This window comes from Vibrio thalassae, from assembly GCF_900089835.1.
Classification (GTDB): domain Bacteria; phylum Pseudomonadota; class Gammaproteobacteria; order Enterobacterales; family Vibrionaceae; genus Vibrio; species Vibrio thalassae.
Window position 1 is genome coordinate 16709 of sequence record NZ_OANU01000068.1, and the last position, 16602, is coordinate 33310.

The 16602-nt window shown below is 45.3% G+C and carries 8 protein-coding genes and 1 pseudogene; 1 reads left to right on the forward strand and 8 read right to left on the reverse strand.

Annotated elements, in window-relative coordinates; all coding sequences use genetic code 11:
• Positions 1-68 precede the first annotated feature (68 nt).
• Positions 69-2138: a DNA helicase IV gene (gene helD / locus VTH8203_RS16805; protein WP_096994704.1), complete on the reverse strand. Its 2070-nt coding sequence runs from the start codon at positions 2136-2138 to the stop codon at positions 69-71.
• Positions 2139-2741: 603 nt separating this feature from the next.
• On the opposite strand from helD, the gene VTH8203_RS16810 reads away from it, so the two are divergent.
• Entirely contained in the window at positions 2742-4307 is a 1566-nt protein-coding gene (locus VTH8203_RS16810; protein WP_096994705.1) for an arylsulfatase, read from the forward strand.
• Between the two features lie 74 nt (positions 4308-4381).
• Here VTH8203_RS16810 and ssnA read toward each other — a convergent pair whose 3' ends face one another.
• From ssnA to ygfM, 7 genes and pseudogenes are all read right to left on the reverse strand, one after another.
• The gene (gene ssnA / locus VTH8203_RS16815) at positions 4382-5710 is read right to left on the reverse strand and encodes a putative aminohydrolase SsnA (protein ID WP_096994706.1); all 1329 of its coding nucleotides are present in this window, start codon (positions 5708-5710) and stop codon (positions 4382-4384) included.
• 15 nt (positions 5711-5725) lie between these two features.
• Complete coding sequence (gene ygfK / locus VTH8203_RS16820; protein WP_096994707.1) at positions 5726-8842, reverse strand: putative selenate reductase subunit YgfK; 3117 nt, start codon at positions 8840-8842, stop codon at positions 5726-5728.
• A gap of 411 nt (positions 8843-9253) precedes the next feature.
• A pseudogene (locus VTH8203_RS16825) lies at positions 9254-9733 on the reverse strand (MarR family winged helix-turn-helix transcriptional regulator); the annotation flags it as partial.
• Between the two features lie 105 nt (positions 9734-9838).
• Positions 9839-11197 carry an NCS2 family permease gene (locus tag VTH8203_RS16830; protein WP_096994722.1) on the reverse strand — a complete coding sequence of 453 codons (1359 nt, stop codon included), beginning with the start codon at positions 11195-11197 and terminating at the stop codon, positions 9839-9841.
• A 116-nt stretch (positions 11198-11313) separates the two neighbouring features.
• Positions 11314-12630 (reverse strand): guanine deaminase, encoded by a 1317-nt coding sequence (guaD, locus tag VTH8203_RS16835; protein ID WP_038223055.1) that lies wholly within the window; start codon positions 12628-12630, stop codon positions 11314-11316.
• Positions 12631-12748: 118 nt separating this feature from the next.
• Positions 12749-15619, reverse strand: coding sequence for a molybdopterin-dependent oxidoreductase Mo/Fe-S-binding subunit (locus VTH8203_RS16840; protein ID WP_096994709.1), 2871 nt, complete (start codon positions 15617-15619; stop codon positions 12749-12751).
• Positions 15619-16416, reverse strand: coding sequence for a molybdopterin-dependent oxidoreductase FAD-binding subunit (gene ygfM, locus VTH8203_RS16845; protein WP_096994710.1), 798 nt, complete (start codon positions 16414-16416; stop codon positions 15619-15621). The genes VTH8203_RS16840 and ygfM overlap by 1 nt, the downstream gene beginning before the upstream one ends.
• Between the last annotated feature and the right edge of the window lie 186 nt (positions 16417-16602).

Genomic DNA, 16602 nt, shown 5'->3' on the forward strand with positions numbered 1-16602 from the left:
AGAATTACAGGATCGATTTTTGGAACGCTAACAATGAGGCCACCTATAGGTGGCCTCATTGGTTTAAACTACTTTTTCACTAATACCAACTCATGCTCCATGAGTTCGCGCACAAAGACTGATGGTGAGGATTGATAGGTCACCCAGACTTTGGTCTTCGCTCTCGTTAAAGCAACGTAGAACAAACGGCGCTCCTCCGCATGCTCATATTTGTCGGTTCCCAATGTTAGTGCATTATTAAGGTGAACAAATTTCCTCTTAGTCGGAAACTGACCCTCATCGGCCCCCACGACAATAACGTAATCCGCCTCTTTACCTTTACTGGCGTGACACGTCATGAACTCCAACGACAAATTAGCAAATTGCTTGCTCCACTCACTAAATAGTTCTGGTTTGTGGTAGTGATTACGTCCCAGCAGTAATACTGATTTAGCGCGTTTCGCTTTGCTATTCAGTTCATCAAGAATTTTCTCTACGCGATTGCCGTGCTCCACAATGACCGATTTTTGCTTCGCGGATTTATGACTCTTAATTGCTTTCGTTAACTGTGATGGGTTGGCTTGAATAAAATCAGACGCCACCTCTAACAATTTGTCATTAAACCGATACGTCGTATCAAGCAGGTGGATCGAAGCATTTGGGAAACGCTGCTCAAAGCCTGTCGTCAAGTCCACATCAGAGCCAGTAAATTGATAGATAGATTGCCAATCATCGCCCACAGCATACAGGGTCGCGTTGCTACCATCGGCCAGTTTTTGCTCACATAAGGCCTGAACTAACTCCAAACGATCAGGTGAGATATCTTGATACTCATCGACCATGACGAACTTCCACTCCGATTTGAACCTCGAAGAAGAAACCTGTTTGGTCGCCTTCGTAATCATCGACGTGAAGTCAATTTGCTCGTTGTCTTTTAGCATCTTTTGCCAAGCCTGAAAACAAGGCCAACATAGCCCTAGCTCACTATTGAGTCGAGTGTAATCCTCGTTATCAATGATCTTCTCTTGAATCGCTTTTTTGGACAGGCTTGTCGAAATCAACTGATCAAGCTGCTGCTCCAACCAAGCAATAAGTTTCGGATTCTCGCTTTGACTGCCAAGTTCTTCGTCACCCTTCAGATAAGCGATCGGCCATTTAGACAAGTGTTTTTGCCAGCGCTTGAAGTTCGTTGGCGTCATCCAATGTTTCTTCAACCAATCAATACACCAGGCTGTCTTTTGCGCTTGTTCCGTTGCCAGTGGGGTTAATTGAGGTGGTTGATTTTCCGTTTCCTTGAGGATTTTCAACCCTAATTGATGAAACGTAAGCACAGAAATCACATCGGCCGTTTGACCGAGCTTCTTCTCCAAACGTTGCTTCATTTCTTCGGCGGCGTCGCGCCCAAATGCCACCAATAAAATCTGCTCTGGCTTAGCTAGATGACTTTGCAGCAAATAGGACACACGAGCCATCAGAACACTCGTTTTACCGGAGCCAGCACCCGCTAAGATCAAGTTCTGATCATTATTATGTAAAACTGCCATTTGCTGAGAATAATTCAAAGGCGATGACTCCGACTGCGAGAACAATACCTGCCAATTCTCACACTCGTTCTCCAGCCATGCTTGGTTGCGTTCAGCCAGCACTGTCGCCGTATCATCCAACCAAGGTATCAGGTTGTTAACGCGGTTTGGCATCGTACGCATCGCTTCGGACAGTGACATATTGATATCAAGAAACTCCGCATTCACCTCATCCGCCCACCTCACCATGAGCGATTGAGGTAAAAACTGCGGTAAAGCACGCAAACGTCTTAGTTCATCTTCCCACTTCGGTAAGTAGCTATTAAGTAAACCGCACTGTCTACCATGCCATTGTTGATAGCAATTGACCGCATATTGGGCAAAATCTTGCGCTTCTCGCCACGGTAATCCCTGAATAACCCAACACACTTGTTTCCCTTGTTCTTCGTGGGCAAACACCGATACCGACGACCAAACTAGACCACGTTTAACACTCAGTCTCCCCGACCACTCACTGAATGGAATACGAACCTCAGCACGCACAGAGTGCAGTACCAGGCTATCACCATTGAGTTCTATAGAGCGGAATTCGTGGTGAGTAAATAATTCAGCGGTTGGGGAGGCAGTTAGCAGCATGTTGTTCTAAGGTTTCTAATCAGCAAATCTCCCACTAGTCTACTGTATCAGTCAACGATTTCCAGATAACTTTATGTAAAATATGCCAAAAGGAATAAAAATGCTAATTACGCGCTCCTAGTATCATTGACTGTCGAGTAAAATACGAACGTATTGTCTTCCATATCGAGTTCATCGACTTTTCAGTAATTCAACGACTTAGTTTTTGTGCTCCATCATATCGTCAGCATAAAGCTAATGTCTGATTTATCTGGTTTCTCATCATTAACACAGTTACAGAAGTGCATCCGTGTCGCATCCTGCCTGTTAACGTATAAACGTGAACACATAAACCCCAAAAATCTCAGACATTTTGCGCTATTAATCGATGAATAAAGATTAACTCGATTTTTTGATTAAGCTCACATAGCACTACCGTGGCAAACCAAATCTCTATCCCTACCCAACCGACTGATTTTTATGATTATATTTAGAGAATATAACTTTCTTTTATAGTGTCTATAAGACGACACCAGCGCTTAGCTCAAATAGAGTGCAGGACAAATAGGCACCTCATTAGGTGTTTACTGCAAAATCAATGAGTAAAAGACGATGGAGTCTAGAATGGCAAACCACTTAAGTAAGATTGCAATGGGCGTTGGGCTTATTGCTACATCTTCAGTTGCAGTTGCGGCGGACAAACCGAATATCCTAGCGATTTTCGGCGACGATGTCGGTTATTGGAACATCAGCGCCTATAACCAAGGCATGATGGGGTACGAAACCCCAAACATCGACCGTATCGCTAACGAAGGTGCACTTTTCACTGACCATTACGGTCAGCAATCTTGTACAGCAGGTCGCGCAGCCTTCATTACTGGTCAAGAACCTTTCCGTACTGGTCTACTTACCATCGGTATGCCAGGTTCAACACACGGTATTCCAGACTGGGCTCCAACCACTGCTGATCTACTCAAAGAGCAAGGCTACATGACGGCACAGTTTGGTAAAAACCACTTAGGTGACCAAGACCAACACTTGCCAACTAACCACGGTTTTGATGAGTTCTTTGGTAACCTTTACCACCTCAACGCTGAGGAAGAACCAGAAACTTACTACTACCCTAAAGATCCAGAGTTCCGCAAGAACTATGGCCCTCGTGGTGTCATCAAGTCTTTTGCAGATGGCAAAATCGAAGATACTGGTCCTATGACGCGTAAGCGTATGGAAAATGCGGATGAAGAGTTCCTAGAAACGTCTCTCGCCTTTATGGAAAAAGCCGTGAAAGCGGACAAGCCATTCTTTATCTGGCACAACACCACACGAATGCACGTTTGGACTCGTCTGCAAGAGAAGTATCAAGGTAAATCTGGTATCTCTATTTATGCCGACGGCATGTTAGAACATGATGACCAAGTGGGTATCCTGCTAGACAAACTGGACGAGCTAAACATCGCTGACAACACGATCGTTATCTACTCTACCGATAACGGTGCCGAAACAGTAAGCTGGCCTGATGGTGGTGCGACACCATTCCACGGTGAAAAAGGCACGACCTGGGAAGGCGGTATGCGTGTTCCTCAGCTTGTTCGTTGGCCTGGCGTAATTGAACCAGGTACCAAGATCAACGAGATGATGGCGCACCAAGACTGGTTACCAACACTGCTTGCAGCAGCAGGCGTTCCTGATGTGAAAGAAAAGCTGGCAGAAGGCTATAAAGCGAACGGCAAAGACTGGCGTGTTCACATCGACGGTTATAACTTCAAGCCATTCTTTGAAGGAAAAACCGACCAAGCACCGCGTGAGTCTCTGCTTTACTTTACTGCAAACGGTGAGTTAAACGCGGTTCGTTGGAATGATTGGAAACTCCACTTCGCAACACTAGAAGGTAACATCACAGACGCCGTTCGTTTCGCTCCTAATTGGCCGAAGATCATTCACCTACGTGCTGACCCATTTGAGAAAGCACCACACGAATCTGGTATGTACCTACGCTGGATGGCAGACAACATGTGGCTATTCGTACCCATTCAAGACGTACTTGGTGAATTCTTCCAAACTCTGCCTGACTACCCAATGCAGCAAGGTCAGATGATGAACCCAGCGGCAATCGACTATCAGTCTCTGGGTCTTCAGGGCAAAATGAAGCAACTCGACCAGCTTCAAAAGCAAGTACAACAAATGAAGTAATCTCCATAAATTCTCTTCATAAAAAAGACCAGCTTAGCTGGTCTTTTTTATTGTTGGTCAATCAAGCGAACCGGTTAATCAAGATTATCCATATCTTTCCATAAGCGAGTCGCCACTTCCCTCGCCTCTTTGTAGATAGGCTCGACATCGAATGGGAACTCACGGTTTAAGTAAGAGAACTTACCTTCGACCATCACACTATTGACGTTACTCGCGTTAAGAGCGAATGCAAAGTGACCTGGTAGGTTGTCAGCGACCAATGGTGTTGGCGAGGTATAATCAAGAATCGTTAGATCCGCTTTATATCCTGCTTCCAAACGACCAAACTTAGCACCAAAGTTACGACCGAGAATCTCATTACCGTTCCATAGATGACGCATAAAGCTATCAGGCCACATTTGACCACCTGCATCACGATGTTTAAAGAATGCAAATTTAAGCTCTTCAAACATATCAGCACCAATACCATCGGTACCAATCGCGACATTTTTGAACTGACGTAACTGATGGCTATAACCTACGTTGTTGTTCATATTTGAACGTGCATTGTGAACCAAGAAACCATCATGTTTGTTCAAGATACTAATGTCTTTCTCGGACAGGAAGAGTCCATGAGCAAGTAACGTTTTACTGTCTATTAAACCAAAGCTATCGAGGCGTTCCACAATGTCTTGGTCGTAATGGTGATGACTGTGTGTTACGTCATAGCGGTCTTCAGCCACGTGGATGTGTAAACCGCGTCCGGTTGCTTTCACCGCTTCCGAGAGCATTGCCATGCCTTTATTCGACACCGTAAACGGAGCGTGAGCACCGATATGAGCTTCAACCAAATAAGGTTCAACCCCACGCTCTTTTTCTGCATCGACAAGTTGTGCAAAGCGAATGTTCTCTTCCACACCTGCCGCCATTTCTTCAACGCCGCCGTTACGGTGTGTGGTTTCAAAACACGTCATACCGCGAAGCCCAGCTTTCAAAAAGCCCTTACGAAGCGTCGCCAATGACCCTTCGATGTAACTCGGTGAGGCGTGATGGTCGATAACCGATGTACAACCGTGACGAATCGCTTCTAAAGAGCAAATCAAACCACTGTAATACAACGCTTCCTCATCCAATGCTCGATCCATTCGCCACCACAGGTTTTTCAGGATAGAGATGAAATCTGGGCTCGGTTTGATGTCCGCCATAATGCCGCGTGCCAGTCCAGAATAGAAATGGTTATGTGAACAGACGATCCCCGGCATCACCAACTTACCGGTAAAGTCCTTCACTTCAGCATTGGGATACTTGGCACTTAGAGACTCGCCGACCTCAACGATAAGATCGTTTTCGATCGCAATATCAATGCCCTCCTTAATAAAGGCCGGCTCCATCTGTACTGCTGTTGCGTTTTTAATTATCAACATAATTCTGTTCTCCTTTTACACTTCTACAGCGCCAAGCAAGTATTTGTGGTTCGATAGAACGTACTGAATAATAGTGGCTTCATCAGCTAACGTTTCTGGCAACTCAATTTGACCATTTGAACTAATCGGATAGGTTGCGACTTCCCCTTGTGCTCTTAGCCATAATGTCTCGCCTTGTACTAAGAAGCCTGGGTTAGTGCTTGAGTCAAAATCCTCTTTTAGGCTAAACAGAGTAAACTTGTCTTTATATGGTTTGCTGTCCCAAGGGCAGAACTGAGCACAGTTACCACATTCGTTACAGTACGCATCAAGATGGAGTGTCTGATATTGATCTTTGAAGCCAGGAATCGGTAGCGACATGTTGGCGCGGTTAGGACAAACATCCACACACTTGCTACATACATAAGAACATTCTAGGCAACGCTCTGCTTCCTGTTTAACGAACTCATTGCGGTCATCTTCTTCAAGCTTGTTCGCTTCCAGAAGCGCAACTTTGATTTCGCCTTTCTTACGATATACTTCCGCCGCTGTGACTGAAGATTGAACTTTTGCCAAGGTCTCTGATTGAAGTTCACGTTCGATAATGGCCGATGCGGCTTTACGGCCACCTGATATAGCAGAAACAATTGACGATGGACCAGTTTGCGCGTCACCGAGCAAGAACACATTCTCCACTTGAGTTTCGCAGGTTTCCTTATTCACTGCTGGCCAACCGTCTTCGCCCATTGGCACACCAATACGAGTTAACACATCACGGTTAGCTTGCTCACCTACCGCGGTGATCACGGCACTGGCTTTTAGCGTGACCGTGTCATCCGTTGCCATTGGACGTCGGCGACCCTTCTCATCAGGCTCTCCCAAGGTCATAACACGCGCTATAATGGTGCCGTCTTGGTGGAATTCTTCAGGGTTGGTCAAGAACATAAAGTTCACGCCATCTTCTACCGCTTCGTCATACTCTTCTTTGTACGCAGGCATTTCCGCTTCAGTACGACGATACAGCACCGTAACTTTCTCAACTCCTTTGACTTTAAGCGCGGCACGGGCACTGTCCATTGCGGTGTTACCTGCACCCACCACTACGACATGGTCACCTAGGGCTAACGCTTCGCCATCGTTGTAACGACGTAAGAAATCTAGAGACTTGTAGATATTGTTATTGTCGCCCGCTAATTGGATTGGGTTACCCTTATCGGCACCGATACCTAGACAGATGTATTGATAACCCTGCTCTTTCAGTTGATCGATCGTAATATCCGGATTCGCGCCATACTCAAATTCGACCCCGTGCGCTTCAACGAATTCGATATCGTGTCTGATCGCCTTCTCAGGGATTCGGAACTGAGGAATAATGTGTTTCACCACACCACCTGCGCTCTTTTCTTTCTCGAAGATTTTCACCGGATGGCCAGCACGAGCGATAAAGTACGCCGCTGATAGACCTGCTGGACCGGCACCAATAACAGCGACAGACTGCTTGGTTGTATCCAAATTGGGATGATGCCATTTAGACTGATAACCATCCCAACCTTTATCTAACGCAATTTTCTTCATTTCACGAATGTTCAATGCACCTTCGTAATCGCGACGCGTACAGTTATATTGGCATTGGTGATCGCAAATATGACCTGTGATAGAAGGTAATGCGTTGCGCGCGTAAATCACTTCCAGTGCTTCGGTGTACTTTTGTTGTCCCATTAAACGTAAGTATTCAGGAATGTCTTGACTGATCGGACATGCCGTGACACAAGGTGCGACATAGCAATCTGTTAATGGCACTGGCTGTTCGACGGTAATTTCTTCAGGACCACGCCACTCTTTTTGCGTGTACTCTGCGCACAAAGATTTTTCAGCCAGTTTTTCCAAGCGCTCTAGGTTAACCCCGCGTATTGCCCAATCGGTACTGGCTTCAAGCTCTTTCGCACAATCTGCTAAACGCAAGTAGCCACCAGGTTTAAGCAAGTCTGTCGCCATCGTGATTGGTCGAATACCTGTTTCAAAGATCTCTCTAATGTTGAACTTGCTCGCACCACCCGAATAAGAAATAGGTAGTGTGCCATTAAATTCGCGGGATAGTTCCAAAGCCACATTGATAGATAGAGGGAACAGAGCGCGGCCAGACATGTACATTTCTTTGTCTGGTAAACGTCCTTTGTTATTTAGTGTGCCTAGCGTGTTAGTGAGTTTGACACCAAAGCCGATGTTTTTCTCTTTGCCCAGTTTCACTAAGCGATGCAACATGGCTTTCGCGTCTTGCATTTGCAAGTCATGGGGAAACGCTTCTTTACTCAGTGACACATAATCAAACCCCGTTTGATCAAGAATACCGCGCACGCGATCATAGCCAAGTAGCGTTGGGTTCAACTTAACAAACGTATTAATCCCTTTATCTTCGAGCATATATCGGCATATCGCTTCGATTTCATTCGGCGGGCAACCGTGCATAGTTGAGAGCGTCACCCCTTCGGTTAGACTCACTGGAATATCATCCACCATTTCGAATAACTGCTGAAGTTCTGCTTCTGATGTTCTGCTATTCAACAGTTTATTATTAGCAATAAAGTCTTTTAGCTCTGTTGAATATTGTGCAAACTTTGGATGCTTAGAAGAATCGAGCATATTATCAATATACTCTTGCATTGGCTCGGTCAAAATACCATCAAGGTCATAGCCAACACTCATATTAAAAATAAACGATTTCGCTTGCTTAGCCGCTTTACTATCAAATACTGACTCTAGTAGATGCAGCGCAAACCAAGCTTTCAAATATTCATCGTAAGCTTTATGTAACGTAAACTCAGTTGACCATTCGGTATTAAAACACTCATCTTCTGCGTCGATACATGGTTTAGCAATTTCAAGACGGTCTAACTTTTGAACCGTCTTAAGCTCCATGAAACGACCACCTGCAAGCCATGATGTAACGATGTTCTGAGCTAATTGAGTATGTGGGCCAGCCGCTGGTCCAACAGGGGTTTCGCAGTTTTCACCCCATACTGAGAGGTGTTGGTTAGTCTGTTTTTTATAGAACTGCTTTTCTGGGATACCGAAAATCGATTTGCTTTGATGATACTCACCAAACATGCGTTCAAGCAGCTCAGTGAATGGAATTGGGCGCATGATATCTCCCATGGTAACACTCCTTTATTAATTCGTTTGTACTTCTGTGTAAATGAATTAATGAGATAAGAGCAATCACTAAGCCAAGGTTGTCTAAATACTTAACATGAAGACAAATTAACTGCTATTTCGTGACAGAGGTCTGATAATAACGCCTATTGAGAATGGTTATTAATTTGATTAAAGTGTAATCTTATTTAATACTATTTTTCGTGATAGTCAGGTCGAGAGTTTTACTAATTCCATCTATCATAACAATAAAAAAGCTATCATATTGATAGCTTATTATTCTCATATTTAGTGTCTAGTTTGCGTTTAATTTTCTAATACCATTTCTGGCTGATAGGCTTGATCTATCGCTTTGGCTTTGCGTTGCCTTTGCAGTACATTTTCGTCTAGCTGAGTCTCTGAGTGGTTCCCTTGTTCAACATGTTCTAACCAAACTTTTAGCTGTGCACTCGTCCGCTGTCTTTGCTCCAACGTCAGCCCTGACACCAGCTGTTTTTGTTTGTCTACATGGGCATCAATAAGCGCACTTGCAATGTCATAGCCTGTTTGGGTAAGCTGAACCACGACGCAACGTCTGTCACAATTTGAATGGTATCTGGCAATCAGCTTTTTACTTTCCAAGCGATCTAAACGATGAGTCATAGCGCCCGAGGTCAACATTAGCGACTGCGTCAATTCACTGGGAGTCAGACGGTAAGGTGCCGATGAACGCAACAGTGAAGCCAACACATCAAACTCACCCGTTTTTAAACTGTATTTGCGACATAACGTCGCCAGCTCTTGTTCTGCGCATTTACTGACACTCATTAATCGTCCAATTAGAACCATTGGCTCTGTATCTAGCTCGGGTCGCTCGTGTTTCCACAGTTCTGCTATACGATCCATTAGGTCCATATCTATCCCCTTACAACCAACAATAAGGGCACCACGAAAGTGATTCGAGGTGCCCTTGCTTTTATATACTAATAATCACGTTCATCGAGCTCATCGACATGCGTCTTAAATCGCCCAACCGCCCGCGTAGAACACCACCAATACGATAGTAATCAACACAGTACCAACGTTAAGTTTTTTCCATTCGCCTGATACTACACGGCCACATACTAGTGTTAGGAAACCAAGCATGATACCTGTCACGATGTTACCAGTTAGTACGATGAATACCGCACAAACAAGACCTGATAACGCATCAACAGAGTCATCGAGATTAAGCTTGCTGACGTTACTCATCATCAATAAACCTACATACATCAGCGCAGGTGCAGTAGCGTAAGAAGGAACAAGGTAGCTCAATGGAGCAAGGAACAGTAGCAATAGGAACAAACCACCTACCACAACGGCTGTCAGACCTGTTTTACCACCAGCTGCAGTACCTGCTGCAGATTCGATATAAACCGCAGCTGGCGCACCACCAACAAAACCAGAGAAAATACTACTGACTGAGTCTGACGTCAGTGCTTTACCACCGTTGATGATGTTACCATCTTTATCGAGTAGATTAGCTTGTCCCGCTACCGCACGAATCGTACCAGTCGCATCAAAAATCGCTGTCATAACCAAGGCTAATACACTTGGTAGAACAAGTGGACTTAATGCACCCATAATGTCCATTGAACCAAGTAGTGAGCTTTCACCTGAACCAAACGATGGCATGGCGAATACACCTTGGAATTTAACGCTTGGGTCAAACATCAGACCTAGCACAGAAATCGCAACAATAACCAGTAAAATGCCTCCAGGAACACGACGCTTCTCTAAGCCGAAAATCGCGGCTAAACCAAGTACTGACATGATTACTGGGAACGATGTAAACTCACCCAAGCTAACAGGTAGACCTTCCACTGGGTTTTTCACCACAAGTCCAACACCATTCGCTGCGATAAGTAGCAAGAACAAACCGATACCAATACCCGTACCGTGTGCAATACCAAAAGGTAGGTTTGTTAGGATCCACTGCCTTACCCCTGTAACGGTAATCGCAGTAAAGACCACACCCATTAAAAAGACCGCTCCCAGCGCAACAGGTATAGATATTCCTTGCCCGAGCACCAAGCTGAAAGCGGTAAAGGCGGTTAGGGATATCGCACAACCAATAGCCATCGGCAAGTTAGCCCAAAAGCCCATGAGCAGTGAACCAAATGCCGCAACCAAACAGGTAGCGATAAAGACGGAGCCTTGATCGAACCCAGCAACACCAAGCATGCTTGGTACTACGATCACTGAGTAAACCATAGCTAAGAAGGTAGTAAGCCCAGCAATTAACTCTTGCCTAAAATTACTACCACGTTGTGAGATTAAGAAGTAATTGTCGACCCAACTATTGCTGGTAGACGCGGGTTTATCTTCAGCAATCTCCATCGTACTTTGCTGATTTGAGATATTTTCGGACATGTTATATTCCTTTTCATTAAGTCTTGGTCATCCCTTGTATTGAGACCAATGCATCTGCTGTATTTGCTATATTTGCCATAAAATCAGCTGCGCTCATAAACCAAACACCCGTCAACGTAGGTACGATAAATACTTCTATCGTCGCCGAGGGTCATGAGCACAAACAGTTTTTCAATAAGTTCAGAAGAGTTGTCGTATCGAAGTTGCTGTAGCGGTGTCGCGCAAGGATCAATCACAACAAAGTCAGCCTCTTTGCCAACCTCAAAGTTGCCCAATAGGTGATCTAGAGAGAGCGCTTTCGCCCCACCTAATGTCGCCAAATATAATGCTTCAAACGCAGATAGCTTTTGTTGCTGCAATTGAGCAACTTTGTACGCTTCGTTCAACGTTTGCATCATATTAAAAGTGGTTCCTGCGCCGATATCCGTCCCGATACCTACTTTCACGTTTCGTTTCCACGCCTCCTGCATTTTGAACAGGCCACTGCCTAAATACAGGTTGGAAGTTGGACAAAACGCGATAGCTGAATCCGTTTCTTGTATGCAGTCCCACTCTTGGTCCTCTAGATGAACACAATGTGCGAATACACTCTTTGATCCAGTCAGGCCATAATGGTGATAAACATCTAAATAACCGTCTTGTTCAGGGAAAAGTTCTTTAACCCAAGCAATTTCGTTCGTGTTTTCTGACAAATGCGTATGAATATACGTATCTGGGTATTCCTCTCTTAACTTATGCGCCATTTCCAACTGTTCCGGTGTGGAAGTGGGTGCAAATCTTGGGGTAATCGCGTAAAGCAGACGGTCCTTTTTATGCCATTTCTCAATCAGTGTTTTTGTTTGGTTGTAACTTGTCTCCGGTGTGTCTAGTAAGTAATCTGGCGCGTTGCGGTCCATCATGACCTTACCCGCGACGATTCTCATATTGAGTTTGTTTGCTTCAGAGAACAATGCATCTACAGACTCTGGATGAACCGTTCCGAATACCATGCCTGTTGTCGTGCCATTTCGAAGCAACTGCTTAATAAAGAACTTAGACATCTCCTTGGAGTAGTCTCTGTCTTTATAGCGCGCTTCTGTTGGGAACGTATAGTTGTTAAGCCATTCAAGTAGCTGTTCACCATACGCGCCAACCATTTCTGCTTGTGGGTAATGAATATGGGTATCAATAAATCCTGGCATGACAATTTTGCCTGGATAAAAACGAATACGTACTGAGTCTGGGACTTTATCTTTGCCTTCTTCCCACTCGCCGACCCACTCGATACGACCTTGGTCAACAAGAAGAAGTCCATCTTCAATAAAACGTACGTGCTGTTCGATATCTTCGGGCTTATCAACCACTTTGGTGATATCAAGTATTGAAGCCCTAATAGCCTTAATTGATTGGGTATATTGCATAATTACCTCGACCTTAACGCCCCTATTCACTACTTTGCTAACTAACAGAGGCATTGCTTCCCGTTATTTGGAATAAATATGCGGTAGCGTTTTTTGGTCTCCGCTACCGCACTGTTTGTTATAATTTATTGAGACCTTTAAGAATTTTCTCTGGAGTAAAATGCCATTCGCGTAGCCAAACGCCGCATGCATCATGAATTGCAGTTGCGATTGCTGGCGCAGCACCGTTTACCCCAATTTCAGAGATAGATTTGGCACCGTACGGTCCAACTGGATCATCACTTGGTACCAATACTGCTTTGAAGTCTCTAGGGATATCACCGATCTTCGGCGCACCGTAGCTCTTAAGGTCGGTATTGATTGGTACACCGTTATCGTCATAAATAAGCTCTTCAAACAAGCTATGACCAATAGCGCGCATACTCGCACCATAGATTTGACCAAGCGCTAAATCAGGGTTCACTGGCGTACCGCAATCAAGCAAGGCATGGAACTTATCAAGGCGGATTTCACCCGTTCTCGTATTGACCGCAACTTCAGCGAAGTTCGCCCCGTAAGGGAAGGCAAACTCAGCCGTAGTAAAGCAGCCCGACGCTAAGAGTTGACCCCAGCCAGTGCCACTTTCTGCTTTATGGGCAATATCGAAGAAGGTGACTTGGCCCGATGGACCTTTCACTAAACCTGGAGCGACAATCTCAACGTTCTCTACAGGCTCTTCAAGCATCTCTGCGCCGTATTTCAAGATTTTTTCGCGCATAGCTTCGGCGGCACGTTTTGCCGCGTTACCGGAGAAACATGTGCCCGAAGAGGCGTACGCGCCTTTATCAAACGGAGCATGATCAGTATCGCCAGAGTGAATTGTTATCTCGTCTAGCGGGCACTTAAGCACTTCTGCTGTGAGCTTCGCGATCACGGTGTCTAGTCCAGTACCAATGTCTGCGCCTCCTGAGTGCACGATAAAGGTACCGTCAGAGGCCATTTTAATGCTGCAGTTCGCTTGGTCGATGTCTGGAATGCCTGATTTTTGCTGAATAATCGCCACACCACGACCGACTTTCCAATCACCTTGATGTTCTTTTGGTGAGTCCCACTCGATGAGTTTGCGACCTTCACGAAGGATCGCTTCTAACGCACAGCTATGTACCTTAGGCGTAGTCGTTGGCATTTTGCCTTCGCCAATCGCACCCAGGATCTTCAATTCTTGGCCTTCAACAACTCTGTTTTTCTCAATCATATCGAGATGATCGATACCCAGTTCATCAGCCAATTCTGCCATCGCCATGGTCAATGCATAGTTACCTTTTGGCGCGCCATAGCCTTGATAAGCCCCTGTTGGACAGATATTCGAATAGTAGGTAGTAACTCGGAAATCAACGTTGTCACAAGGATAAAGTGGCAGCGACAAAGCAGGACCATTCGAAGGAACCGTCAATGCGTGGTTACCGTAAGGACCGGTGTTCGCAAGAAACTCCATATCGATAGCGGTTAGCTTACCGTCTTTCGTTGCCCCTAGTTTTAGCGTGACTTTTGCAACGTGACGAGTCGAGTTACAAATGAACTCTTCTTCACGAGTATGGTGGAAATAGACCGGACGCCTCGTGGTATAAGTTGCCCAAGCACACACGTCTTCAAGAAGGATGTCTTGTTTTGAACCGTAACCGCCACCAACACGCTCTTTGACGATGTGAACTTTGTTCTGTTTCACATTCAAGATCTTGGCAACTTGGCGACGCACGTGCCAAGGCACTTGTGTAGAGTCATGCATAATGATGCGATCGCCATCCATGTAGCTGTAACAAATATGCGTTTCAACAGGCAATTGCTGTACCTGCTTTGACTCATAGGTACGTTCAATAATCACGTCGGCTTCTGCAAAGCCTTTGTCTAGATCGCCAATATGTCCACGTACCCCAGCAGCAATGTTTTTTCTTGGCTCACAGCCAATTGGGAAGTTAACGATCAACTTACCTTCACGAGGGTCAGCATTCGCATTTTGTTGCTCCAAGTCGTCTGGTGCCCCTACTCCATATTCGATAGGTTCGTTATGAACAATAGGAGCATCTGGCGCACGCGCTTCATCGATACTCATTACCGGTTTGAGTACGTCGTACTCAACATCGATAAGTGTTAGCGCTTGGTTAGCAATGTCCACAGATTCGGCAACGACAGCAGCAACACGGTCACCTACGTGGCGCATTTTTTGACCGAACATACGTCGGTCCAACGGAGAAGGCTCGGGCGCGCTTTGACCACCTGGTGTATATGGGACATCTGGGCAGTTACGATAAGTAATAACACTCACCACCCCAGGCAGTGCTTCTGCTTTAGACACGTCTAAATGCGTGATCCATGCGTGAGCGTGTGGACTGCGTAGCATTTTAATGACACATGCATTGGCAGGAATGCGGTCTTCTACGTAGCAAGGCTTGGCTTGCACCATTTTTGCCGAGTCGATTTTTGGACAGTTCTTACCAACGATGTCCAAATCATCTCTAAACTCTGGCGCGAACATCTCTGAATATTGAGGATCAGCTTTGCGTTTAACGACTAATTCAACCACTTCATAGAATTGCTGATAACCTGCATCACGGCTAAACAAACCAGACAAGGCATCGTCGATCTCTTCACGTGTGGGCTGTTGAATACGCTCCAACAAATCGGACAACAGTAATGCCAAGGCTGGGTCGTTATATCCCGACTGAACGACGCCGACATCGATCATCGCTTGCTGAACTAAGCTGAGTTGATTCCAAGAAGACAGCGCTTCTGCCGTTTTGACCTCAGCACCTTCCAACTGAGCAGCAATAAGTAGCGACGCATTAATGAGTTTACCGTTGAACAACACCACATCTGAGCCAGCAAAACCCCAACCATCATCACTATTTCGAACCGAATGCAGTCCCATAGAATGCAATAGTGTTTGAACGTTGGTTTCTGGTGCGCAATGCGCCGTTTCAGGTCGGCCATTAAGATTAAATTGAATAGACATTACGCTACCCCCTTCGCCAATTCGCGGCATTCAATTAGTAGGTCTGAGATCACGATGGCAGTTAGGTAGGTTTTATACTCAGCGCTACCACAAATATCGTCCACAGCATGAATTGAATTTTTAATCGCTTGTTCGAGCTCGTCACCACTAAATGTCAGACCTTCCACATCACGCAGTCTTATTGGCGTGGCAATTTGATCAAAACGAGTGGTCACCCCTTCCATAGCGACGATCTGTTTCCCATGCTTATCCACAGAAACCGACGCATTGACAACGCGTAAACCATCTGCACTTCTTGCAACACGTTTACTTAACGCCGTGAGTGTAATGTCTGGAATCACAATCTCTTTAATCAAGTCATCGACAGGAGATTGAAGGTACGCCTCTAATTCAATCTGCTTATCGTCGGCAAATCGAACCATGGCGTTAAGCGCCAGTAGCACCGGAGCCATAGGTGCTTCGCATTGGTGAGCGGCTATTTCGCCACCAATCGTAGATTGATTTCTTAAATGTCTGGAATAGATGAAACCCGCCGCTTGCTTGATATTGGCGGGGACTAACTCACTGTCGACAAGATCTTGAATTCGGCTCATAGCACCCAAAGTGAGGGTGTTACCATCGAGTTTAATATAGTCCAAACCCAGTTTGTCGATTGCGACAAAAACACCTGCATCACTGCGAGTCGGTGCTGCGTTTAATTTAGACCCTCCGGCAAACCACACCGCTTCACTTCCATGGTTAGCTTTAAGCTCCAACGCTGCACTCACGGTGTCCGGCGTGAGGTATTTAATATTCATATTCTTCGCCTTTTAGCATTGATTAGATTGAATTACAGAACAACTGTTACTAGGTGAAAGGCAACATTTAAGCCAATGCTTACTTTGTTATTTAGTATTCGTGAGCTCGGTCTAATATTGAAAGAATTTGCGATATAGATCGTGATTTTCAATATCAAATTAAACTACATAGACTAGCCAAGTGTT

Bases quoted from the DNA above. Each gene is read 5' to 3' on its own strand.
- ssnA (WP_096994706.1), bottom strand. From the start codon at position 5,710: ATGTTGATAATTAAAAACGCAACAGCAGTACAGATGGAGCCGGCCTTT.
- guaD (WP_038223055.1), bottom strand. From the start codon at position 12,630: ATGCAATATACCCAATCAATTAAGGCTATTAGGGCTTCAATACTTGAT.
- helD (WP_096994704.1), bottom strand. From the start codon at position 2,138: ATGCTGCTAACTGCCTCCCCAACCGCTGAATTATTTACTCACCACGAA.
- VTH8203_RS16840 (WP_096994709.1), bottom strand. From the start codon at position 15,619: ATGTCTATTCAATTTAATCTTAATGGCCGACCTGAAACGGCGCATTGC.
- VTH8203_RS16810 (WP_096994705.1), top strand. From the start codon at position 2,742: ATGGCAAACCACTTAAGTAAGATTGCAATGGGCGTTGGGCTTATTGCT.
- VTH8203_RS16830 (WP_096994722.1), bottom strand. From the start codon at position 11,197: ATGGAGATTGCTGAAGATAAACCCGCGTCTACCAGCAATAGTTGGGTC.
- ygfK (WP_096994707.1), bottom strand. From the start codon at position 8,842: ATGGGAGATATCATGCGCCCAATTCCATTCACTGAGCTGCTTGAACGC.
- ygfM (WP_096994710.1), bottom strand. From the start codon at position 16,416: ATGAATATTAAATACCTCACGCCGGACACCGTGAGTGCAGCGTTGGAG.